This is a genomic window from Paenibacillus barcinonensis, from assembly GCF_003217495.1.
In the GTDB taxonomy this organism is placed as follows: Bacteria; Bacillota; Bacilli; order Paenibacillales; family Paenibacillaceae; genus Paenibacillus; species Paenibacillus barcinonensis.
Genome location: NZ_QJSW01000007.1, coordinates 153326 through 177397, shown reverse-complemented (window position 1 = coordinate 177397; position 24072 = coordinate 153326). Strand labels below are relative to the sequence as shown.

The following is a 24072-nucleotide window of genomic DNA, read 5'->3' as shown; positions in this document are numbered from 1 at the left end:
GAAGCTTTGAGCAGTGAATATCAAAAAGCAGCCCGACCATGTGTTATACACTCGTCAGACTGCCCGAAATTCATATTATTTTTTCGACGGCATTTTATGTACTCGCCTCATATGTAACGTTGATCTTCAGGTTAAGCAAACAGATCAATCACGTTACAAACAATCTCCTCCTTTTTATGCACAAAGTCATTGATACTTGAGAAGTATAGTTTATTTGAACTTTTAGGAATTATCATAACAGGTTGTTTAAACAATAACATGACATACAGTGAACTATCGTCATCAACTTCAATGTGCCTGTCGTAGAGCCCTTCCCATATTTGCTCAGCAAGGTCTGGAATAAATAGATCAGAGTATCTCTCCATGTAGGTCTTAACACCGAATTCAGACCACCACCACAAGGAAAAAGCATTCCATACTGTTTCGAATGTATGAGGATCTGAGTCCCTTCGCAACAAGCTGTTATACTCATCTCTAAAATGGATGTTTCCCAAGGGGTTGTCCTTGAATTGGTGTTGTTCATACTCCTTAACAATTGCATCCCAACATAGGTTTAAATTTTCCTTAAAGCTGTCATACTCCAATAATTCTCGGTGATTTGAAATCAAAGATTTACCTGGGAATATTTCTTTCTCTTGATTATAGCATTCATAAATATTTTCCATATATAAAAGGAAGTTCAAGTCCATAGGGCAAAAGTTACTTACGTTTAACTTCTTATGGTTACGTGAGAATGCCATATCAAATACTCAATCCTATACTGCATGGTGGTACTACCCATCCAAAGAGGCCCGAAGCATCTCTTGCCGAACCAAGCATAGATACACTATAAGTGCCATTTGGCAAACCTAAATTTACAGTACCACCACACGATGATCCTAATGCGCCTGTACAAGATATCGTCTCAGTATCATATGGTGTGGGGAGACCATTTATATATCTTGATATTACCAATGTACCTGTAAAAAAGTGTACTGTGGAAAATCGAGGATTTACTTCCCATCTAACTGCACCGCCAGGGCCGAATGCCGGATCTAAACGAGCATATCCTCCATCTCCAGAACAAGTAGCTAGTGGCGTTACCTCGCCATTAACTGCTTTGAACATTGTATTATCATCAACACATACATAATCACCTTCAACCATAATACTTTTAGGAAGCGATGTGAAATCTTCTGTAACTTCAACCTCTGGTTTAACTTCACTAACATCACTATCCAGCGCAAGGGCATTAAGCGGAAGGATAAATAGAAAAACAAGTAGTAACAAAACAATCTTTTTCATTATTATTACCTCCTCATATTTTTCATCTACATTTTCATAATACTATTTTTTCCCATCAATTCAATACTATGTTTATATTATTTTTGTTAAAAATTCTAAATCTATATATTCTCTTATTCCAACACTCTTAAATGGTAATATAACCAATTTTAATCAAGCTGTAATCTTCAACGCCAAACAGAATGAATACTTTTCCAACAAAAAAACCGAGACAGCTCGTATATACGAACTTCCCCGGTATTCTTGTTCACTTACAGTCCTGCAATCAAGGACTTGATCGTGCTGTCACTTTCCAATGCACGGATAATGATCGTTACCGCTTCAGCACGAGTAGATTTGCCGTTAGGTACAAACTCGGAATCCGTCAATCCATTCACCAGCTTCGCGGAGGAAGCCAGTTCAATCGCTTGAGCAGCCCAGTTGTCCGATTTTACGTCTCTGAAATCAATCTTGCTGCCTGTTGCAAGTGTATTCAGATCAAGTACACGAGAGATGATGGTAACCATCTCGGCACGTGTGATCGTTGCATTCGGCTTGAAGGAGCCATCTGCATATCCGCCAATCACACCTTTATCTGCCAATGTACCGATGTATCCAGCAGCCCAGCTTGTATTGGTATCCTTGAAGCGATTTGCTGCTTTGTTCTCCTCCAGACCAAGTGCACGGGCAATCATCGCTGTGAATTCAGCGCGTGTTACGGATGCATTCGGTTTAAACGTACCGTTCTCATATCCGTTAATAACACGCAGCTTCAATGCAGCGTTGATGTTTTGGTTAGCCCAGTGTGTGGAAATATCACTCATTGTCAGCTGCTCATTTTGGGTTGCTTCAATCGCCGCATTTACGTTTTTTAATACATGATCCTGGCTGGCAACATCTGATTTGAACGGATTGGTCGTTACTGGACCTGGATTTGTAGTATCCTTAACAGAAAGGGCAACACGGTCATTCTGATATACAACCTCCGTTGTATATTGGCTTGGCAAACCTTTCACATCCACCGATGCAAATTTACCGTTCAGTTTGTTCGCACCGAAGCTGATCAGTGTCATTGTGCCTTGTGCAGGAACATAGTTGTTGTCAAAATTCACTTGCAGCTTACCGTCTGCATTCACAGCACCTTTGACATCCAGCACGTCACTTGCAGTGCTAACATTCAGCTCCAACGTACCACTGGAGGCCTGAGTGAAGTCACCTTTAATGTTCCATTGACCCTCTACATTTTCTGCAACCGTACCGCCATTATTCATAACCGAACCAGCACCGAATGCATTTGCTGAATCACCTTCCAGCGTACCTGCCTTAACTTCAGTACCTCCGGAATACGTATTGTTACCTTGCAGATGCAGTGCGCCGCTGCCTTCTTTAGTCAGCTTGCCTGTACCAGCGATATCATTACGCCAAGCATCCTTAGCGTTAAATCCACCTTTAGCCGCATCCATAACTACAGTGACATCTGTGTTAAATGCGCCGTATCCATCTGCCGCAGCAAACAGGTTCAGACGTCCCCAGCCTTCAGGATCATCCAGCACCGGATAACCTGATGCAATACCCGTTGTTGCCAGTACCGCGCGACGTTGCTGATCGTTCAGGTAAGGCTGTCTTGTCTCCAGCAGCACTTCCGCACCTTTAGGCACTTGCACGGCCTCAGTTGTGGAGCCGATCTGCGGGAAGCCATACGTCAAGCGCTGTGTGTATTCCGATTTGTTGCGAGCATAATCTGTGAAGCGATCCTTACTCGTACCCGTCTCTTTCAAAAGAATATCATGCGCCTGAGCATATGCTTGCTCTTTCAGCTCTTTGTTGTCTGGATCATTCAGTGCGGATGCTGCAAATGCTGTAGCCAGCACACGGCCACCCATCACATCCAGAGGGGAGTGCATACCTGCTACGATTCGGTCATCACCCATTTCTGAAGCGCGAGTCATAAGCTCCTGATAGCGTTCAGGTACAGCGTAAGCCAGAGCAATGGCTGCAAGATAGGATGCATTCGTGTGACCGCTCGGGAATCCACCATCCGTTTCCGGCTTGCTGCTCTTCACAGCAACCAGCGACGGCACGATCAGAGCTTCACCCTGCCAGCGGAACGGTCGCTTATATTGGTAGAACATTTTTGCCTGTTGAGTTGAGGCATAATCACCACGAACTTTGCCGATCAGATCGACCATTTTACCCAGCTCAGAGTTGGAATCCCCTGCTTTATTCGAATCATTTTTATCCGAATACTTGGTTGTTGCTGCATCCGCCGGAATACTTGTAATAGAAGTAAACGTGCCTGACTTCTCGCGATATACGCCAGCCAGTTTCCCCAGACCCTCTACTGCGCCATAGGATTGATTCGTACGGTCTGTATAATAGGCGGCATCCTCGTCCGCTTTGGAGCGTGTTTTGGCACGCTGTGCAACATAATCAATGTTGTAGTCCAGCACGGCACTGTTCAGTTTCGTACCATTATCCCACGCACTTCCGGGTGTCCACAGATCGAGGAACTTGGATAGCGTGCCAATCGCCGGATTGCTGTTTACAGTCATATTGTTCGGTTTGTTATTTTTGTACGTGTCTACGAAGTACCCCCATGCCGGTTGTTTCGGTAAAACCACGGTATCGTTATTCTGTGCCGCAAGCGCAGCCCCTGGTGCCATGGAACTTGTCAGAACGACCAAACCTAGAGCAGCAGTGAACAATCTTTTTGCGTTTGTGTTTTTAGCTTTTGTTTTCAAATCATGTCGACTCCCATCGTTTAATAGTTGGTCTCGGTTCGGTCTCAATGTAGCATTCAGCCCGTAAAACCAGCAATAAAACAATTTCGTCATTGTATCAATTTCGACGCAATATCATAAATCCTCAACATTTTACACTAAGTTAATATAAATCGTGAACCTTACTGAAATCGAGTAGTGTATAATTTGGGCCGGGAGGAATGCATGATGAAAAAATGGAGCTCCGCATGGGCTGGACTAGCCCTTTCCTATGGTTCAATCGTAATCGTCATTGTGCTGCTGATCTGCTCATTTTTCTATATCTATTTCTCACGCAGCTACAATGAAGAATTAAGAAATAAGAATCAGCTGATTCTTGAAAATACAGCACGTACTATTGAAGGAACGGTACTAAAGCGAGTACAGCAGCTATATGTTGACCTGTCTCTTGATAAATCAGCGAATATTCGCCTTTTTGCAGACCAGTCAGATCGAAATGGATTAAATCAGGTGTTAGACCTGCAAGAGCTGCTTAAAGCCAAGGTGGCCGCAAACACCGATATCGTGCAAGGCATCCATCTCTATTATCCAGCACGTAATATTATGCTCTCTTCTCTCTATGGGCTGCGTTATAACGCGGACCGGAGTGAAGGGTCTGTTTATTATGCAGACTGGCTTCAGGAGATGCGCACCAGCAAACATAACAGTCTCTGGACGCCAGCGCGTCATATTCCAAAGGACATCTTCTCCAGCCAGACGAGTGAGAGTACCAATGACTTGTTTACGTATGCGCACAGCTATCCATTCCGCTCTACAGGGGAAACCAGTGATGTCATCATTGCCATTGATGTCAAGGAAGATGCAATCCATACGATTGTTGAAAATATGATGCCCTCCCGGTACCAGCATACCGTGATCGTGAACGCGGCTGGACATGCGGTCAGCAGGTTACAGCAACAAAGCTCCGGGCAAGCTGACATATACGCAGCAAGCCTTAGCAAAGTTCTTGAGCTAGGGCATGGCAAGGGCAGCTTTGATGAGAAGATTGGTGATGCACCTTATGTTGTATCTTATCAGACGTTACCATCAACCGGGTGGACCATCTACAGTGCAACCCCGTCCAGCTACTACTATGAGCAATCCATATTGATCCAGAAGCTTATTCTCGGGATCTGTTTAGCCGCGCTTTGTATTGGGCTGATCTTATCCGCTGTGCTTGTCCGGGCTAACTACAGTCCAATTAAACGTCTGGTGGGTCGAATCAAGGATCTATCTGTTGGCACCCCGAACGAGGTAACGAATGAATTCAGCCTGATCGACAATGCATTTCTTCATCTCAAGGATAAGGTGAACAACCTCGAAGAGACGATGATGGCGAACAGCCCGGCGGTCCGGCACAAAGCAGTGCTTAACCTGCTGCAGGGTAACCCGGAACAACGTCCCTGGAAAGAGGAACGAGCTGCTCTTGGCATCGCCAGACTGTACGCTGACTATTGCTGTATGCTGATGAATACAGGAGCGTCTGTTGCGAAAGGAGCGCTCGCTTCCCCTGAGGCCATTGCCAGATTAATGCATGGACTGGAATGCCTCTCGCTGCAAGATAGCCGCCTGATTGTGGAAGAACTTCCTGACAAAAGGCTTGCGGTCATACTCTGTACCGATGTAGCTTCAGAAGCATTATTAGACAAATTCTCGCAGCTGCTGCTCGCAGAGACACGCCAACTGCAGCAGCCGGACATTCAGCTGTCTACAGGCTGCTGGGTTAAGGACATTCGAGATATCCATCTAAGCTTCAACGAAGCACAGACACTGATGAAATATGCGTATTTCCTGCCCGAGGTGTCTATTCTCAAAGATGATTCTCTGCTTGAGCGGGAACACAGTCTGGAAGAGATTCCCCAACATCTGCTTGCGAGATTCAGGGACAAGCTTCAGAGCAGACAGCTTGGTGAAGCGACAGACACCATGGTTCAGGTGATTGAGCATATGCGGGAAGGAAAGTATCCCGCTGATTATTGCCACTTCATCTTGTCGAATATGGTATTTATCTATTCTGATGTAGCCAAGAACGTGCGCTACAAGCACCCCCTACAGTTCGGGCATCCTGACCTGTATCACGAATATACAAATATGCATGATATTCTGGCGTACCGTAGATGGCTGACCGACTCCATTACTACATTTATGGAGGAGACGGAGAATCGCAACAGTGATCGGGCCATCTCGACCATTGAGCTGGCGAAGCAATATATTGAGGCTAACCTGTCCGAAGACCTCTCCCTTGAGGCGGTTGGCACCAAAGTATTCCTCAGTCCCAAATATTTGAGCAAGCTCTTTAAGGAAGAGATGGGTGTCACCTACACCGACTATGTAACATCCCGGCGGATGGAGCAGGCTAAACATCTGATCGAAAATAACAACATGACGATCGACCGGGTTGCAAGCTCGGTCGGATACGGCACAACGGCTTATTTTATTAAACGATTCAAGGAAATGTATGGCTGTACACCAGGCAATTATGTACGCAGTCTCTCTTCGGCAACGATATCCGAGGCCAGATCATGAGCATGAGAAGGAGGGTGGGAGGAAGATGAAGATACAGCAGATGAAGGTGAATTATCGCTATCGCGCGTTCCTCACTACAGCACTGCTGACGATGCTGGGCGTTATTCTTGGCGGATGTAATCTGCTGAACGGAGCCACCGCCAAGGTTGAATCGCAGGAAGGCAGCACTTTATCCCCTCTTTCGAAACAATCCATAACCCATATCTCCTGGACGATGCATCAGAATCTTCCTGTTCCACAAGATGCCGAGATGTTGAAGCAGATCGAAGAACAATTCGGTGTGGATGTGGACATCTGGAATATGGAAAACAATAAATACGAGTCCCTTCTCGACATGAAGCTGGCTCAAGGCAGCATCCCTGACCTGTTTCGCATCCGGCAACCGCAGGATCTATTGAAGTACCAGCAGCAAGGGGTTCTTGCCGAAATTCCGGTGAAGACGCTGAACGATTATGCTCCGAACCTCATGCGTATCATCCACGAACAAGCTCCGGCTTACGAAAAGGCAGGAGTGATTGACGGTAAATATTACGGCATTCCCGTAATTAATCCTACGAACATTTACCGTACCCCTGTGGTGTATCGGCAGGATTGGCTGGATAAGCTGGGCTTGCCCGTTCCGCAGACACTGGCGGAGTTCGAGAAGGTCATCTATGCCTTTACCTTCGATGATCCAGATGGCAACGGCATTCAGGATACGTATGGCTTGTCCAGCGAAGGCATGAACGTGCTGTTTGGAGCCTTCGGTCAGATTGTTTTTGCCGATCAGCTGTACTTTGGAACAAAGGACGGAAAGAAGGTTATCGGTGCGCTGGACCCCGAGATGAAGGAGGCGCTGGCCTACCTGCGTAAATGGTACAAAGACGGCGTCATTGATCCTGAATTTGTGACGGGCGAGAATAAAGGCGGGTACAAACATCTGTCTCATGCGTTCATCAACGGTAAAATCGGGATGACCTCGATGGGCAACTACTACCACTGGATTCAGGATGGCGATTATGAGGATTGGCGCGCTGATCGTGAAGGGCATCTGGTGAAAAGTCCAGTACAAGCTGCATTTAATGTCAAAGAGCTAACAGCCAAGTTCCCAGATGCGCGAGTTGTATTGGGCAGGCCGTTTGCAGGACCACACGGACAACGCGGCTCCAAAGGGAACGACATGTTAATGAGCTTCACAGCAATTGGCGCTGATGCGGTTAAAGAGCCGGGCAAGCTGGAGTTGATTTTGCGCATTTTAGATGAGGTTAGTGCAAGTCCTGATCCAGATAAAGCGGCGAGCATGACCTACGGCGTGCAAAATAAACACTGGGTGTGGACACCCACCGAGCCCCGTAACATCGTCATCATGCCGCCCTATGACACCATGTTCGGATATCAGAATACGATTGGAGCCAATATCGGCATGACCGTTCCGCTGAAAGAGACGGGAGAGCGTGAGCAATGGGCCGCTACGCTACACCTCGATCAGGACGGCATTTATAATGCGCTGGAGGTCGCTACACCCGCTCTGGCTAAATATGGGGATTCGTTGATCCGATTAAAAAACAAAGCCTATATTGCGTTTATTACAGGCGAGCGACCGCTCAGTGAATTCGAAGAGTTCGTACAGGAGTTTATGTCCGCGGGCGGTGCAGAAGTGGTGAATGAAGCGAATGCACTCAGTCACACGCAGTAACAAAGAAAAAAGCAAACCGAACTACAGTGATGCCGAAACGCCAAAAACGCGCAAATAGCGCGTCACTAGCTCATTACATCTTAAACATACGAAACAATATTAATAGCTTTAATTGTGTTATGTTAGAAGCAGTATATTCATACAAAATATCAGAACAACAATAATTGCAAAACTGATACTAGCCCAAATTATATTCTTTGCTGAAGCTTGAGGATTAATAACTTTCGAGAAAAAATGAATAAATAAATAACTAAATACAGCAACTATAGCTAGAATCCAAGGTGCGTCTGTCATAATCCCAACCCTCTCATTTTAGAAAATCAGACTGTGTCCATGTCCATGTGTACGAAGTAGGTCTTGCTTCATCATAACTAGATCCTATGCCTATAGAAACTGAAGGCTCTTTAGAAAACGTGAATTCAGGGTCAGTTACAGCAAGCCTTTTATGAAAATAATTTCCCACCATAGAACTTGTAATCTTATTACCACTATTATCATGCCCTACTTGAAGTGTCATAGAAGCTGCTCCCTGATGCTCTTGTTGAAGACCTCTACTCACCAAGTTTACATTCCATCCAATTCCTGTACCAGGTTGAATCGTCTCATATCCCGATTGTGTTACACCTCCGGATGTATTCTTTTTATCCGTATAATATATTAACTTGTACCAATGTTTTGCAGAATTATTTACCACGGAATAGTTATTGTTCCATGCCAGCCCGTACTTATCCACCCTTGAGAATGAGGGAGTATACTTCCAATTCCAGTTATAATTCACTGTAAACTGCGCTATTCCTTTAGTGGCAGTTCTTATACGGCTAACAACAAGTGTATGAGAAAAATTCGTATCTTGTAGAGCTTGAAGACTAATTGAACCTGCTTTATCATCTAAGTCTGTAATGTTGTCCTTTGCTGTCTTGCTGCCCACATAAACTGCACCGTCGTTAACCAATTCTTTTTTCTGCTCAACTATAAGAAGGTTAATTATACTTTCTGGGTAACCATTCTCTCTTAGGTATTCATTTAATGTATCCTCATCCTCGTGTTCAATATTTCCAGGGCTTTGCCCCGCAGACGAGCTGGAGTCTATCCCTTGAGATGGAAAACCATCAGCAGCTAGTGCGACATTTGAGAAAGATAAACAAATTATTAATACCAGTAATAATGACTTGCGCAATTTCATAATTAATTCCTCCAATTCATTCATCATAAACTCATCTAAAAATAATGACTCCTGATGAAAAAACCTGCTTTTAAAACAACATTTAACACTGTATCAAAAGGAAAACTATAAATCATGATTCTAACATCCTAAATTTATCCATTATAAAGTGAGATGAAATTTAAGAATAAAGTACTATAAACATGCTACTACAGACTGTAAACATTACCTCTGATTAGAAAGTAATAATCACCCATATAACCCATGTGAATGACGATCTCATACTAAAAACAAGTAGCACTTCTCATAATCGTTAGGTTCTTAAACAAGTGGATTACTCGTTAAAATGCATACTGGCCGAGAATGGAATCCACGCTTGTATTTATACTCGCGTCTATGCTTACGTCTATACATGATTCTGCCTTTGAAATCGCTCTCGCATGTTGACCTGTGTTTTTGTTCATCATAGATCACTCCTTTGGAGAAGACAGTACCCCCCCTAGAGGCACGCCAAGGTTACTATAAAATGGAACTCATCGTCAATCAAGCGAACCTCTTGTTCGGTTCCTTGATAACTTCTGAGCCCGCCAAAAAAGAGCAGACCAATGGCTGCTCTTTCCTATCTGTCTACATGCTTCCACACGTATACTTCGTACACTCCATACGCCCTACTCACCGCTCACTATACTCTCTATAACTACAGATACAACCACTTCGCTCCCATCCATACCACACCGCACACCGTTCAAGCCAGATATTCCGCCATAATCTGCTCAATATCATACGGCGTTACCCCTTCATCGACGGCATAGATGGTGTCAGCCTGCTCCTTCGTGTCCACCAGTTCACCTCTCGCCTTCGCGTGCAGCAAAAACAAGTCGTACAAATCGGGTTTGCGTAAGGTCGTCATCGCTCTGCCCATCAGCACAATACCTTTCTGATGCCCCTCTACATTATTGTAGTAGTCCGGGTATCTCTTCAAAGCCAGATCGGTCCAGATGATCGTGCGTTCCACCAAATCCAGAATAACGGGAATGGCAATCTGCGTATCTGCGGTGATGTCAATCTTGTTCTCAACCGTGGATGGCTCATAGATTTCGCCCGAGCCGGGCTTCTTGCGCATCATCCAGCCTGCAAAACATTCCGGCAAGTTGCAATACGGATGGCTGGTGAAGGAGTGCAGTGTCGTCACCACATAACGCCCGCCATAATTCACAATGGACGGCATATGCAGATCAATAAACTCACTCGCCCCATAAGGCGCAGTCACTATATCACCGCTATGGACAGCCTTATATTTTACAGACCGCAGATTCGTGTACGAGATATGCTCAACGTAATTCCAGTGCTCGTCATACATTACCGCCGATAGGTCAATATCGACACGCCCTGTAGGTGTACCGTCCACCTCGCCCTCCTTCCACCAGCTGAAGAAACGAATCGTATCTCCCTCCCCCATCGGGATGCGGCTTCCTCTCACAATGGTTCGTAAGGCTTTGCTCGCAGATCGTTGTGAAAAAGGAACCAGATAGCTCTGCAACCGTTCATCCACATACGTCTTGCCAAGTGAAGGGAATTCAGCAAATCGCGTGATCAACGCCTGCTCACAGAGCTGCACCACTTCCTGACAGACCGCCTCGCTCACCATAGGCAGCTCATTCGGGATGCCAAAGGCCTTCGCCACATGGCCTTTCGGGAAAAAGACCCTCAGATCTGACGCTTCATTTCGCTGGGCGAAATGCCGCCTCACCTGTAATAACACGGGCGTGGATACCTGTGCAGCGACCTCGCCAAAGGCCAGCAATACATATTCTTCATCCTCTGTGATGCGCAGCATATGATCCAGCTTTCGCGCGAACTCACCCGGACGCTGGGATAACAGGTCGATCAGGCTCCAGATATTACGGTACTGGAATGCTAATTCCACGCTACCGTTGAAGGTTGAGAACGGCTTGTTGTTTCGCAGGATATCAAAAGCCGCCTGGCTCCGCGGATACCGAAGCTTGTATTCGGATGGGTGCAAAATTTCCCCAAGCCGAATCCAGCGATCCTTGTAGCGCAGCATATCCTCCGTGATGAAGCCGCATTGCTCCAGCAAGCCGAGGAGCAGGCGGCGCTCACGGCGTTTGAATTTACGAAAAGGCGTGGCGGTAGCCAGACTGACGTCCCCCTCCGACCAGGATACCGCGAGTCGGAGCACATCGCTTGCCGTTTTAAAATAAGACCCGATGCGTTCTATGCTTGCCAATTCATATTTCAACAGCACCGCAACGACAAAACCGACATTCTCCTTAAACGGAATCTCTGCAGGCAGTATGGCCTGGGTATCACTCGGCTCAGCATGCTTGAGCACACGCTGGATATCTTTCTTGTCTGTATCAGAGATGGAGCCCTTCGCTTCAATTAGCTGACGAATCAGCTTCAGGAACGCTGGCTTGCTTCCCAGGTCAATGACTTTCAGCTTCCTCTTCTCCAGCAAAGGAGATCGCTCACCAGCAGCCCTAACGGAAGGCTCAAAATCGTCCATCGTAAGATGTGTCAGATAATGAAAAATAGCATTCAAGTACAGCTCCGCTTCGTGCTCGTTCATGACCTGTTCCGGGAATCCCGCGTACATCGGTTTGTACTCCACATGGGCACCGACCATCACTTTAAGGTCTTTCACAAGTTGCTCCACCAACGCTTCAAACTGCTCCCGGGACAGTGTCCGCATGCCCTGCAGCAGCTCACTAGAAAAGGTAAACCCGAGAGACTCTATATTTTTGAGCGCGGTTGCCAGCACTTGATTAGGCAGTCGATGCTGCCGCTGTTCGTCAGGTTGAATCATAAGCTTGCCGGCTCTGCGGACGTAGATACTGTTCATTTTTACATTGCTGTAGTCCACAAGATGATCGACATGGATATTCCAATGGTTCGTGTTACTGTTCATGATATTATCGTTATTTTTGTTGTTCATGATCAAAGAGTCCAGGAAAGCCAAATCCCTATATAACATGAAGGGTTAGCTTTTAGAAGGAAGGAATTTGATAGCCTGGACGCCTCCTCTCTGAATTGAGATCTTCAGGAGAGCGGCGACCCTAGAATCTCCAATGATGTGTAGAAGGAAGGATCGCCATAGCCTGAAGGCCAAGGGTTCAATGTTCCGAAGTTCGTCACCCGAACCTTTGGTAAACTCATCATCTCAGATGTTGGATTCCATGAGCAGGGCGAAAGTATTACGACATATAAAATGCAGGTAAATTTTACAAAACACACAGGAATGATTAAGTAGCATGTGGAATATGATTCATACTATATTTCTAAGGAGTTGAGGAGATGACTTCACACCAAGAAGTTATAGACAATGCACCCAGTCGCAGTAACTACACAGGGGAAGAGCATATTGTATACATCGGGAAAATTGCAAAATACAGAAGGTTAACCAATCAAGGGATCTCTAAAAATGAGGCTTCAGAAACATGTGCGCAGGAGATCATAAGAGATGAAACAGGGCCAGAGCAGGTTTTGGAAGAACGTTATAACAACACACAGGATGCGGTTAGTTCATTTGCTGCACATGTTAGACGTATGGAAGAAGTCTGTGCGGGAGAGAGCGGTCCCCTCAAATATGCTAGTTGTCATACAAGTGAAAAAACCTTTTACGGCATACTGCCAAGGTAGTTTATGATTAATTAATTTTCAGTACATGCGCATCCTACATCTCACTTGCATCTTACATAAAAGCTCTACAAGACCAAAAAAGAACCAGACTGGGATGATCACAGTCTGGTTCTTCGCATTATAAGTACAACATTACACATGCAATGTCTGCTTCTCATCCGACAGTCCAAGTGCCTTCGCTGTAGACAGGTTCACTTCACGCAGCAGTTCTACGTTCTCCGCGAGCGAGATGCCATAAGACGGAATCATTTCTTTGATCTTTGGCTCCCATGCTTTCATGTTCTGCGGGAAGCAGCGCTCCAGAATCTCCAGCATAACCTGAACGGCTGTCGAAGCACCCGGAGATGCACCAAGCAGAGCCGCTATGGAGCCATCTGCCGCAGTAACAACCTCGGTTCCGAATTGCAGCGTGCCTTTGCCGCCTTGAACGGTGTCTTTAATGACCTGCACACGCTGACCCGCCAGCACCATATCCCAATCCTCGCTCTTCGCGCTTGGCACAAAGTCACGCAGCTCCTTCATGCGCTGCTCCTTCGTTAACATGAGCTGTTGAATGAGGTATTTGGTGAGCGAGAGCTCCTTCACACCCGCCGCGAGCATCGTTAGAAGGTTATGCAGCTTCACGGATGCGATAAGGTCTGCGTTCGATCCGGTCTTCAGGAACTTCGGCGAGAAGCCCGCGAATGGCCCGAACAGCAAGGACTTCTGATTGTCGATATAACGTGTATCCAGATGCGGCACAGACATCGGCGGAGCACCGACCGAAGCTTTGCCATACACTTTGGCATGATGCTGCTCCACGACTTCCGGATTTTTGCACACCATGAAAATACCACTTACCGGGAAGCCCCCGATATGCTTGCCTTCCGGAATGCCTGATTTCTGGAGCAGATGCAGGCTTCCACCGCCCGCACCAATGAACACAAATTTCGCCCGGTGGCGCTCCACGGCTCCGCTCGTTAGATTTTTTACAGTCAGCTCCCATGACTTATCGCTCTTGCGCTTCAAACTTTTCACGCTATGTTTATAGTGGACTTCCACCTTTTGTTCTTGTAAATGCTTCAGCAACATACGCGTTAAAGCACCAAAGTTAACGTCCGTGCCGGAGTCAATTTTGGTTGCTGCAATCGGCTCATTGCTCGAACGTCCTTTCATCATCAGCGGCATCCATTTCGCCAGCTTCTCCAGATTGTCCGAAAACTCCATGCCCGCGAACAGCGGATGGTTAGACAACGTGTCATATCGTCTTTTCAGAAATTGCACATTGCTTTCGCCATGCACATAACTGAGATGAGGAATCGGCATAATGAAGTCCCTCGGATTACGAATCAGACGACTGTTCACCAGATAGGACCAAAATTGCTTGGAAACCTGGAACTGCTCGTTCACCTTAATGGCTTTGCTAATATCTACGGTTTTGTCTGGTCGTTCAACAGTATAGTTAAGTTCGCACAGCGCAGCATGCCCGGTTCCGGCATTATTCCACTCATTCGAGCTTTCTTCTCCTGCGGTGGCAAGCTTCTCAAAAACCTTAATATTCCAGTCTGGTGCCAATTCTTTCAGCAAAGTTCCCAAAGTTGCACTCATAATTCCGGCACCGATCAAGATTACATCTGTACTCGTTTGTCCCTGGCTCATGTTTACCGTCCTTATATCCTATATTTGCCAAAAGGATGTAAGCGTTATCCGATTTGGCATTGGCTGCAAGCCCACTCTTCACGGGTTCACGCCTTGTCTGAATGAATATAACCTTGAACTAGTTTATCAATAATAGTGAGCAATTTAAATATGCAATTTCAAGATATTTGCTATTTCCTCAGTATACGCTAGTTTGCCGCAGATCGTTAGCCCGGTTATAGGCCTGAAAGATTTATTTGTTCAAAGAAAAAAAGGAACTCCGTATATGTTGGCAAAAAAAGACCGAAAGAGCCGCATGCACAATCACTCTCGCATAACGGCTCTTATAATAGAAAGAAGTCGGCCCATACGCTCATACGCGCTGTGCTCTCAGAATATCGAAATCAGTTCCTTCGTATACGGGTGGCGTTCCTCGGAGAACAACGCTTCGGAGCCAAAACGGTCCACAATGCGTCCTGACTGCATAACCATGATGTGTTGGCTCATCCGATGCACCGCCGCCAGATCATGCGAGATGAACAGGTAAGACAGACCGAGCGATGTTCGCAGATCGGTGAGCAATTGCAGGACGGCGCCCTGCGAAATGACGTCCAGGCTGGCGGTCGGCTCATCCAGCACAATCACATCTGGCTCAATGCTGATGGCTCTTGCAATCGTAACACGCTGCCGCTGCCCGCCGCTCAGCTCATGCGGATAACGGTCTCCCAGTTCACGCGGCAGCTCCACCGCCTCCAATAGCTGGCGAATGTACGCCTCCTTTGATGTATAGGTAAAATGAGATAGCTTGGCCTCTCGGCCAAGCTGCTCGTATGGATCAATCAGGGAAGCACCGATGGTAAGCTTCGGATTCAGTGCGGCAGAAGGGTTCTGGAAGACAATCTGAATCCGCCGGCGATACGGGCGCAGATGACGTGAGCGCAGCCGGGCGATATCCTGCCCGCCCAGCTGGATCAAGCCTTGATCCGCATCCTCAATGCGCAGCAGGCAACGAGCAAGTGTACTTTTGCCACAGCCACTCTCTCCGACAAGTCCCAGGCATTCGCCACGGTTCAGGCCGAACGAGATATCCTGAATCGCTGGATGCTCTGCTCCGGCATAGGTGCGGGTGAGCTGCTCCACACGCAACACGACTTGGCTATCCAAGCTGACTTGGCCAACAGTAGCTGTAGCTCCATCTTCACATGCACCTGCTCCTGTACCAGCTGAAGCGGCTCTTCCAACCTGCATGCCAGCCTCTTCCAACGGGTCTAATCGCTTGATTGCCTCCTGTACCGTGTTTTTCACTCCGCACCCACCTCCTTCAATCCAGATTTTAATTTGCTACTCAGCACAGGGGCCGCATGAATCAATTGACGCGTATACTCGTGCTGGGGATGATCCAGAATGCGGTGCTTGCCGCCTGATTCCACAATCTGCCCTTCCTTCATTACAGCCAGACGGCTTGCGTAGCGACGCACATGCCGCCAATCATGGGTGATAAACAGAATCGCGCAGCCCGTCTCTGCCTGCTTGCGTGCGAGCAGCTCCAGCACCCGATGCGCAGACATGCTGTCCAGCGCCGTTGTTGCTTCGTCGGCAATCAGCAGGCGCGGGGAGAGCAGCAGCGATGTAGCGATGGACGCGCGCTGCAGCTGACCGCCGCTCAGCTGAAACGGATAACGACGCAGCAGCTCCGGGCTAAGTCCAACGGACTCCAGCGCTTCTGCAGCACGCTTTTTGCGAATAGCAGCAGACTTCTCTCCGTGCACCTTCTGATATTCATCAAAGTGTCCACCAATGCTGCGGAATGGCGTGAATGCCCCCTGATAGTCCTGAAAAATATAGGATATATCACGTCCGCGCAGTGCACGCATCTCCTTCGGCTTGCGCTCCAGCAGATTGCTTCCCTCGAACAGCACGCGTCCAGAGGCGTGCAGATTAGGCGGCAGCAGTTGACCGATTGCCTGCGAGAGCAGGCTTTTGCCGCTGCCACTCTGTCCAACGAGCGCCATGAATTCCCCTTCGCGAACGGCAAGGGACACGCTGTCCACAATCGTTCGTTCCCGGCTGAAGATGCTCAGTTCCTCTATGGAAAGAATCATGACTGCACCTCCTTTTTCACATCAAACCGATCTCTCAGGTAGTCCCCCAGCATGTTCGCCAGCAGCACCACCGAGACAATCGCCAGCCCCGGAAAGACCATCAGCTCCGGTCTGGATTGGAAATATGGACGCGAGTCATTCAGCATCGCACCCCATTCGGGTGTTGGTGGTTGGGCGCCAAGTCCGATGTAGGACAGGGAAGAGATCAGCAGAATGATTTTTCCGAGATCGAGACTTGCCAGCACCAGCACATGTCCCGCAATATGCGGCAGAAGATGTTTGGTCATAATACGCGCATCGGACAGGCCGTTCGTCCGGGCAACACGAATGTAGTCCTTTTGCGACTCCGACAGGACTGTACTTCGCACGAGACGCGCATAGCTCACCCATTTCACAATCACAATGGCCAGCACCAGATTGCCGATGCCCGCACCAAGCAGACCACTCAGCACAATGGCTACGATTGTATCTGGAAAAGCGAGAAACGCATCCGCAATGCGCATGAACAGCTTGTCGATCCAGCCGCGTTTATATCCCGCAATCAGGCCAACCGGAATACCGATGAGCAGGGCCGCGCCGAGCGCCAGCAGACTGTACCCCAGCGTCTGACCCCCGCCAAGCAGCAGGCGGGTCAGCACATCACGGCCCAGATGGTCCGTGCCGAGTGGATGTATTGCACTCATCCCCAGCAGCCTGCCACGCAGATCAGTCAGGGTATGATCATGTTTTAATACGAGAAAGGTGTACAGAGAGGCCGCGATAATCAGCACGGCAAACAACACGCCGATGATGGCCTGCCAGCTATGCTTTTTGGCTTTGGCTCGCTGCAAACGCACGCGCATGGATTTCATCGGAGGGCCTCCCTTTCCTTCAATTTCATCTCAGGATTCAAGTAACGATAAGACAAGTCTACCGCCGTGTTCACGAGGAATACAACAATCGCCATAATCAGGATATATCCCTGAATTAACGGATAATCCCGCTGGCGAATGGCATCCACCACCAGCTTGCCAATCCCCGGATAAGCAAACAGCACTTCAATCACAACGACGCCGCCGATCAGACTGCCCAGACTGACGCCAAACACCGTAATCACCGGGGGCAGACTATGCCTGAAGGCATGCAGGAAAAAGATGCGACCTTCCGATAACCCTCTGGCCCGGGCAGAACGCACAAATTCCTGGCTCAGCGAGTCAAGCAAGCTGGAACGCAAAAGACGCACATAGACGCTGGATATAGCAAGTCCCAGCGTCAGTGATGGCAAAATAAGTGAGGTGAATCCGTCCCGTCCCATCGTGGGCAGATTACCGAATCGCACGCCGAACAAGTCAATCAGGATAAGCCCCAGCCAGAAGCTGGGCACTGCTGCACCGACAATGGACAATATTCGGCTGCCTTGATCAATCCAGCTGCCCCGATAGAGTGCCGACAAGGAGCCAAGCGGAATGGCAACGGTCAGCATCACCAGCAGTGCACCCATGGTCAGTTCGGCTGTTGCCGGAAGTGCACGCATCAGCGTCTGCATGACCGGCTGACCTGTCGAATAGGACACACCGAAATCCATTTTCACAAAATCAAGCAGCCAGTTGCCGAACTGCACCGGAAGAGGGTCGTTAAAACCCATCTCTTCCCGCAGCGCTTCGACTTGCTCTTGACTGACCGATAGCTCGTCTACGTTCAGAATCGTCAGCACCGGATCACCCGGAGCCAATCGAATGAACAGAAAGCTCACAAACATAATGAAAAGCAGAAATACAAATACCTCCAGAAACTTGCGGAGCAAAATGCGAAGCATTACATCACATCCAGCTTGTTGGTGATCATGTAATATTCACTGCGCGTCGTGACCCAGTTCTTCACCTTCTTGCCGTTGTATGCCACGATTGTCGCCGGATGCAGCACAAAGGAATTCAGCACGTTATCATGTACATAATTCGCTGCCTTCTCAGCCAGTTCTGCACGTTTCTTAGGCTCAACCGTAAGGTTCAATTCATCAATGATTTTCGTCAGTGCCGGGTCCTCTGATCCGCTGAAGTTCAGCGCACCCTTCGGATGGTATGTCGCATTCAGGTAGTAGCCTGCATCTCCGCGCGGAGCGGTCAGATTACTATATGTGGCGATATCCCAATCCCGGTTCGAAGCCATATAATCTTCCGGTGTATCAATCTGGCGAATCTGAACATCAATCCCGATTTTCTTCGCATCGGACTGGAACACTTGAGCAATCAGCGGCAAATCGGCGCGTGCTGGATACGTAAGCAGTGTTAGCTTTAGTGGTTTACCATTTTTGGTCATTACACCGTTCTGCTCCGTATAACCCGCTTCGTGTAAATATTTCACAGCCGCATCCGGCCCGGATGCCATTGTAGTGTCCTTATATTTAGGTGCAAACGGCAGCGATGGCAGGAACGGCCCAATAGCTGGCTCACCATAGCCAAGCAGAATCGTATCCACAATGCCTTTGCGATCAATCAGCGCGTCCAGTGCACGTCGCACATTCAGATCCTTAATGCTCTCCCGCTGCATATTCATCGTTAATTGATGTACACGGAACGTGGATGTGGACTCGACCTTTATCCCGTCAATTGCTTTAAGGGATTCGAGGCTTTCCACTTCCGGGCGGTAAACGATGTCTACTTGTCCCGATTTCAGAGCAAGCGAACGCGCGTTAGCATCTTCGTTGAATGCAAACGTCACCGAATCCAGCGGTGACGCTCCGTCCCAGTAACCATCGTAACGCTTCAGCTCCAGCTTGCTGCCTGCTGTGAAGGAGGTCAGCTTGAACGGACCTGTACCGACAGGCTTGTTTACGATGTCCGGCTCACTTACATCAATAATTGCCGTGTTCGGGTTAACCAGCTCCGATGCAAACTCCGGGAACGGCTGGGTAGTGGTAATCTCCAGCTTGTTGCCATCGGCTTTGATGGAATCAATTTTTAATGCATTCTGAATAGCAGTGTTTTCTTTCAGCGCCCGCTCGAGAGAAGCTTTAACCGCATCTCCTGTCATGGGCTTGCCGTTCTGGAACGTCACGTTATTGCGCAGGTTAATTGTCCAGTGCTGACCATCCTTGCTCTCCCAACTCTCGGCGAGCCACGGTGCAACAGTCAGGTTGTCCTCGTCCAGACGCAGCAGCGTCTCCGTAATGCCTGCACGCAGTGGCACATAGCTTGAATCCACATGCGGATCAAGTGAACTGGTGGAGAAATTATATAAGAAGTGAACGTTTTTATCAGCTTTGTTATTGGTGCTATCCTGCGCCGCAGGAGTAGATGCGGATGTTCCGCAAGCACTGAGCAGTACAACTGCACTCAGGGCCATGGAGATTAGCGCCAGTAATGGCTTCTTTTTCTTAAACAAGGTAATGCCCCTCTCTATTAATCGTAATCCTTACTATATGAACAACGAGTATCATCATATCGTAATGATTACGTTTTGACAAGATAAAAAAGAGAGGCGGTTCAACAGATTAATTTTCCTGTTTTTTGATGCATAAAATAGGGGCTTTAATTCATCTGCAACTTGTTTCGTTTCATATGGATGAAGATTGAACTCCCGAACACGAATCGTATATAGTTCCTTGGAACCTTCATATTAGTGAAATCTTTCTAATAAATGTAATAATAAAGGAACAAACGATTACAGAGTGAATTGTATATGAACTGGTTACATATCTATTGCTCCTCAATAATGAAACTCAATAATGAAAAGCAGTATATGGCTGGAAACATAACAGGCTGTATGGTACTGGCTTATTCGGATAACAGTGTCAAGGTAGCATTTAAGCTGTAGTAGCTCAATTCTACAGTGAATATCTGGTTGATTAAGGAGGTTGTTGCGCTAAACCAGCCATTCGGGCGGAGTCCACTTCATTATGTGTGGAGAGTAAGTGATCCGTATTGTGCAGTTCATTTTATCCTGTAATGGAAGGTTAATCTTAATGATAAGGAGTGAGCATATTGAACTCAGAAGTGAATGCTAATATTTTAATTGTGGATGAAACCCCCTCACATATACTCATTCTGCAAACGATTTTGGAGAGTGAATCCTATACGCTATACACTGCCAGGTCCAGTGCAGAAGGTCTGGCCTGTGTGCTGCAGCATGATTTTGCGGCAATTTTGCTGAGTGTCGAGATGTCCGAAATGAACGGTTTCGAGATGGCACGTATTATTAAGGCTGGAGATCGAACACAGCACATTCCGATCATATTCATCTCAAGCAGCCCGCTAAAACAAGAGGAAATCTGTCACGGGTATGCTATTGGTGCTGTAGATTATATGGTCAAGCCTATTGAGTCCCTGTTACTCAAAGCAAAGGTGAAGAAATTCGTTGAATTATTTCAAAGCAATCAGAAGCTTGCCCATCAGGCCAAGGTGCTGGAAGAGAAGTCCCGAGAGCTGGAACGCATCAATGATGAGCTTTCGGCCGTCTCGATGGAGCTTCGTGAATCGGAGGCTATGGCTAATGTCATTTTTGCCACTTCCCTCGATTCGATGATTATTACCGACGAGCATCGGGTGATTCTGAAGATCAACCCTGCCGCTCAGCAAGCCTTCATGTATTCAGAGGAGGAGCTGCTTGGCAAACATATCAGCGTGCTGCTGAAGTATGAGCGTGAAGAATGTGATCGGTTCTGGGATGAGATGGGCGCATGGCGCTTCAAACATCCAAGAGAGATTGATGCCGTGCGCAAAGACGACTCCTCGTTTCCTGCCGAGGTCATGGTAGGCACTTGTTTTGTTCAGAATAAAGTTATCCTGGCCTGCACCTTTCGTGACATAACCAATAAAAAGAGATCCGAGTATCTCATTACACATATGGCCTATCATGATCGACTCACCGATCTACCCAATCGCAGCTACTTTAATGAGCAGATGCATATTTATATGTATAATGCCCGGCAGAAAAACGAACCGCTCGCGCTCCTGTATCTGAATCTGGATCGGTTTAAATATATTAATGATTCCCTCGGACATAAAATTGGTGACCTGCTGCTAAAGCAAATTGCCGAGCGTCTGAAAGCAACGATCCGGGAGGAGGATTTTATCGCATGCTTCGGAGGGGATGAATTCAACATCATTCTGCCACGAACCAATCGAGAGCAGGCGATCAGTGTTGCCGAGGACATTCTTAACGAATTCAGGCAGTCATTCTTCATTGAATCCTATGAGCTGTACATCACCACCAGCATCGGTATGAGTGTATTTCCATATGATGGCGAAGAGGTATACAGCTTGCTCAGCAATGCATCTGCGGCCCTCTACCGGGCGAAGGAGCAAGGCAAGAACAGTCTCAAGCTATATCATACCGGCATCAATATTCAGACTTATCGAGCGTTCATTCTGCAAAATGATCTCCGAAAAGCCATTGAACGAGACGAGCTGTCATTGTACTATCAGCCGAGATTAAATCTGGAGACGGGCAGCATTGACAGTGTCGAGGCACTGGTTCGTTGGAATCATCCTCATTGGGGGCTGATTCTTCCCTCCGAATTCATCCCGATCGCAGAAGAAACCGGCTTGATTGTTAACATGAGTGACTGGGTGATGAGAACAGCATGTGTGCAGATTCGGCAATGGAAAGCAACCAAGCAGGCCACTCTCAGCCGTTTACGGGTATCTATCAACTTTTCTGCGCAGCAGTTTATGCAAAGAGATTTCTTCGATAAGCTGGAGGCGCTGCAGCAAGATACAGGAGCCAACCCGGAGGATATTGAGATTGAAATTACCGAATATACGTTGTTCGGAGGAAATCCCGATATTCTAAGCAAGCTGAGCATACTGCGAGATATAGGAATCTCTATCAGCATTGATGATTTCGGTGCAGGATACTCCTCCCTGAATTGCCTCATGAATTTTCCAAAGGATACGCTCAAAATAGATAAATCAATTATTCAACGCTTGTCAGACAAATCTTCGGACAGCATTACGATGGTATCCGCGATTATTACTCTGGCCGGCAGCATGAATATGTCCGTCATTGCTGAAGGCGTCGAGAATGGGGAACAGCTGCAAATTCTGCAACGAATCGGCTGTAAAGCCATTCAGGGCTATTTATTCTGTCCGCCCGTTCCGCCGGAGGAGCTTGAGCACTTTATCCAAAACTATGACCAGCCAGACCAAGCGAATCAAACGTACATAGCTGCTCACATGACAGGTCTGACCAGATATGCATCCTCCGCAGAAGCCATACAAACCGATGCGAAGCTGAATCAGTCCATTCTGCAAGCCGCCATGAAGCGCACAAGAGAACGTTACGGCATCTCGGCAAGAGAAACGGAAGTGCTGGAGCTGCTGGTTAAAGGGCTTAGCAACCGTGAAATCTCCGATCAGCTGTTTATTAGCGAGCATACGGTCAAAAATCATATTACGCATATTTTCCAGAAGCTGAACGTATCGGACCGGATGCAGGCCATGTCTTACATCAATCAAGCATGTATGGAAGAGAGTCGCCGGCTAAACACACTTATGGAGTGAATTTCTGCAAATAAAATATAGAAATAGAATAAATCGCCTTAATTTCGGCGGTTCATATAGGACCTATAGGAACATTGTGCTATGCAAATAGCCATATTCCTATTTTTTTTTGCCTAAATTAAGAGGTTCAGGTGATAGTGTGATTTTCTTTTCAGGAACATAATCTCCTTTGGGAGTTAAAACGACCAGCTTCCACATGATGATTATGAAGTTTATGGGGGAACAAGAATGAAAACAGTAGAACAAACCACAGCAAGCAACACTGCACTGGAGCAATCCATTCGAACGATATTACAAGAGATTGGAGAAAATCCGAACCGTGAAGGGCTGCTGGACACACCTGCTCGTGTAGCCCGGATGTATCGGGAGGTATTCTCTCAGGTAGGCGTAAATCCCGAGAATGCACTGACGACCACATTTGAGGAAAGTTATGAGGGTAGCATTCTCGTTAAGGATATATCTTATTTCACCTTTTGCGAACACCACCTTATCCCCTTCTATGGCACCGCACATATCGCCTACATTCCCAATGGAAAGATTGTCGGATTAAGCAAATTTGCACGGCTGGTTGAACTTACGGCAGCACGGCCTCAAGTACAGGAACGGATGACCACTCAAATTGCTGAAGCCATCTGGAATGTGCTGAAGCCCAAAGGTGTGATCGTATCATTAGAGGGCACGCATCTCTGTATGTGTGCAAGAGGTGTGAAGAAGCCCGGATCGGCTACAGTCACCATCGTGAAAAAGGGTGTTTACGCAGAGCAAGAAGAGTTATGCCAAGAGTTTCAGCGTTCACTGACCCGATAATTGATGATCTGATCAAAAACTG

Annotated in this window: 16 protein-coding genes; 5 read left to right on the top strand and 11 right to left on the bottom strand. The window is 47.4% G+C overall.

Going from position 1 to position 24072, the window contains the following annotated elements:
* Window positions 1-131 precede the first annotated feature (131 nt).
* The 3 genes from DFQ00_RS13510 to DFQ00_RS13500 all read right to left on the bottom strand — a co-directional run bounded on the left by DFQ00_RS13510 (window position 132) and on the right by DFQ00_RS13500 (window position 3926).
* Entirely contained in the window at window positions 132-689 is a 558-nt protein-coding gene (locus DFQ00_RS13510) for a hypothetical protein (RefSeq protein ID WP_208643782.1), read from the bottom strand.
* A gap of 52 nt (window positions 690-741) precedes the next feature.
* Complete coding sequence (locus tag DFQ00_RS13505) at window positions 742-1284, bottom strand: hypothetical protein (RefSeq protein WP_110897006.1); 543 nt, start codon at window positions 1282-1284, stop codon at window positions 742-744.
* 251 nt (window positions 1285-1535) lie between these two features.
* Entirely contained in the window at window positions 1536-3926 is a 2391-nt protein-coding gene (locus DFQ00_RS13500; RefSeq protein WP_425271024.1) for an S-layer homology domain-containing protein, read from the bottom strand.
* A gap of 285 nt (window positions 3927-4211) precedes the next feature.
* Between DFQ00_RS13500 and DFQ00_RS13495 the strand changes: the two genes are divergently transcribed.
* Both DFQ00_RS13495 and DFQ00_RS13490 read left to right on the top strand, forming a co-directional pair.
* Complete coding sequence (locus DFQ00_RS13495; protein ID WP_110897004.1) at window positions 4212-6548, top strand: AraC family transcriptional regulator; 2337 nt, start codon at window positions 4212-4214, stop codon at window positions 6546-6548.
* A gap of 25 nt (window positions 6549-6573) precedes the next feature.
* Window positions 6574-8223, top strand: coding sequence for an extracellular solute-binding protein (locus DFQ00_RS13490; protein WP_244213832.1), 1650 nt, complete (start codon window positions 6574-6576; stop codon window positions 8221-8223).
* Window positions 8224-8530: 307 nt separating this feature from the next.
* On the opposite strand, the gene DFQ00_RS13485 is transcribed toward DFQ00_RS13490, so the two are convergent.
* Together DFQ00_RS13485 and DFQ00_RS13480 are read right to left on the bottom strand one after the other, a co-directional pair.
* Window positions 8531-9406, bottom strand: a complete 876-nt coding sequence (locus DFQ00_RS13485) for a hypothetical protein (RefSeq protein WP_110897003.1) — start codon at window positions 9404-9406, stop codon at window positions 8531-8533.
* A gap of 724 nt (window positions 9407-10130) precedes the next feature.
* A complete protein-coding gene (locus DFQ00_RS13480; RefSeq protein WP_110897089.1) occupies window positions 10131-12248 on the bottom strand; it encodes a TerD family protein in 2118 nt (705 codons plus the stop codon).
* A 452-nt stretch (window positions 12249-12700) separates the two neighbouring features.
* Between DFQ00_RS13480 and DFQ00_RS13475 the strand changes: the two genes are divergently transcribed.
* A complete protein-coding gene (locus DFQ00_RS13475) occupies window positions 12701-13045 on the top strand; it encodes a hypothetical protein (protein WP_110897002.1) in 345 nt (114 codons plus the stop codon).
* A gap of 132 nt (window positions 13046-13177) precedes the next feature.
* Here DFQ00_RS13475 and DFQ00_RS13470 read toward each other — a convergent pair whose 3' ends face one another.
* The 6 genes from DFQ00_RS13470 to nikA all read right to left on the bottom strand — a co-directional run bounded on the left by DFQ00_RS13470 (window position 13178) and on the right by nikA (window position 20085).
* A complete protein-coding gene (locus DFQ00_RS13470) occupies window positions 13178-14683 on the bottom strand; it encodes a malate:quinone oxidoreductase (protein ID WP_110897001.1) in 1506 nt (501 codons plus the stop codon).
* 369 nt (window positions 14684-15052) lie between these two features.
* Window positions 15053-15967 carry an ABC transporter ATP-binding protein gene (locus DFQ00_RS13465; protein ID WP_244213831.1) on the bottom strand — a complete coding sequence of 305 codons (915 nt, stop codon included), beginning with the start codon at window positions 15965-15967 and terminating at the stop codon, window positions 15053-15055.
* Entirely contained in the window at window positions 15964-16764 is an 801-nt protein-coding gene (locus DFQ00_RS13460; protein WP_110897000.1) for an ABC transporter ATP-binding protein, read from the bottom strand. Before DFQ00_RS13460 ends, DFQ00_RS13465 begins: the two co-directional genes overlap by 4 nt.
* A complete protein-coding gene (gene nikC, locus DFQ00_RS13455; protein WP_425271023.1) occupies window positions 16761-17606 on the bottom strand; it encodes a nickel transporter permease in 846 nt (281 codons plus the stop codon). The genes DFQ00_RS13460 and nikC overlap by 4 nt, the downstream gene beginning before the upstream one ends.
* A 5-nt stretch (window positions 17607-17611) precedes the next feature.
* On the bottom strand, window positions 17612-18559 hold the full coding sequence (gene nikB, locus DFQ00_RS13450) for a nickel ABC transporter permease (protein ID WP_110896998.1): 948 nt from the start codon (window positions 18557-18559) through the stop codon (window positions 17612-17614).
* The gene (nikA, locus tag DFQ00_RS13445; protein ID WP_110897087.1) at window positions 18559-20085 is read right to left on the bottom strand and encodes a nickel ABC transporter substrate-binding protein; all 1527 of its coding nucleotides are present in this window, start codon (window positions 20083-20085) and stop codon (window positions 18559-18561) included. The genes nikB and nikA overlap by 1 nt, the downstream gene beginning before the upstream one ends.
* Window positions 20086-20723: 638 nt before the next feature.
* Here nikA and DFQ00_RS13440 point away from each other — a divergent pair.
* Window positions 20724-23243 (top strand): EAL domain-containing protein, encoded by a 2520-nt coding sequence (locus DFQ00_RS13440; RefSeq protein ID WP_167433704.1) that lies wholly within the window; start codon window positions 20724-20726, stop codon window positions 23241-23243.
* Window positions 23244-23471: 228 nt separating this feature from the next.
* Window positions 23472-24050, top strand: coding sequence for a GTP cyclohydrolase I FolE (gene folE, locus DFQ00_RS13435; RefSeq protein ID WP_110896996.1), 579 nt, complete (start codon window positions 23472-23474; stop codon window positions 24048-24050).
* Window positions 24051-24072 lie beyond the last annotated feature (22 nt).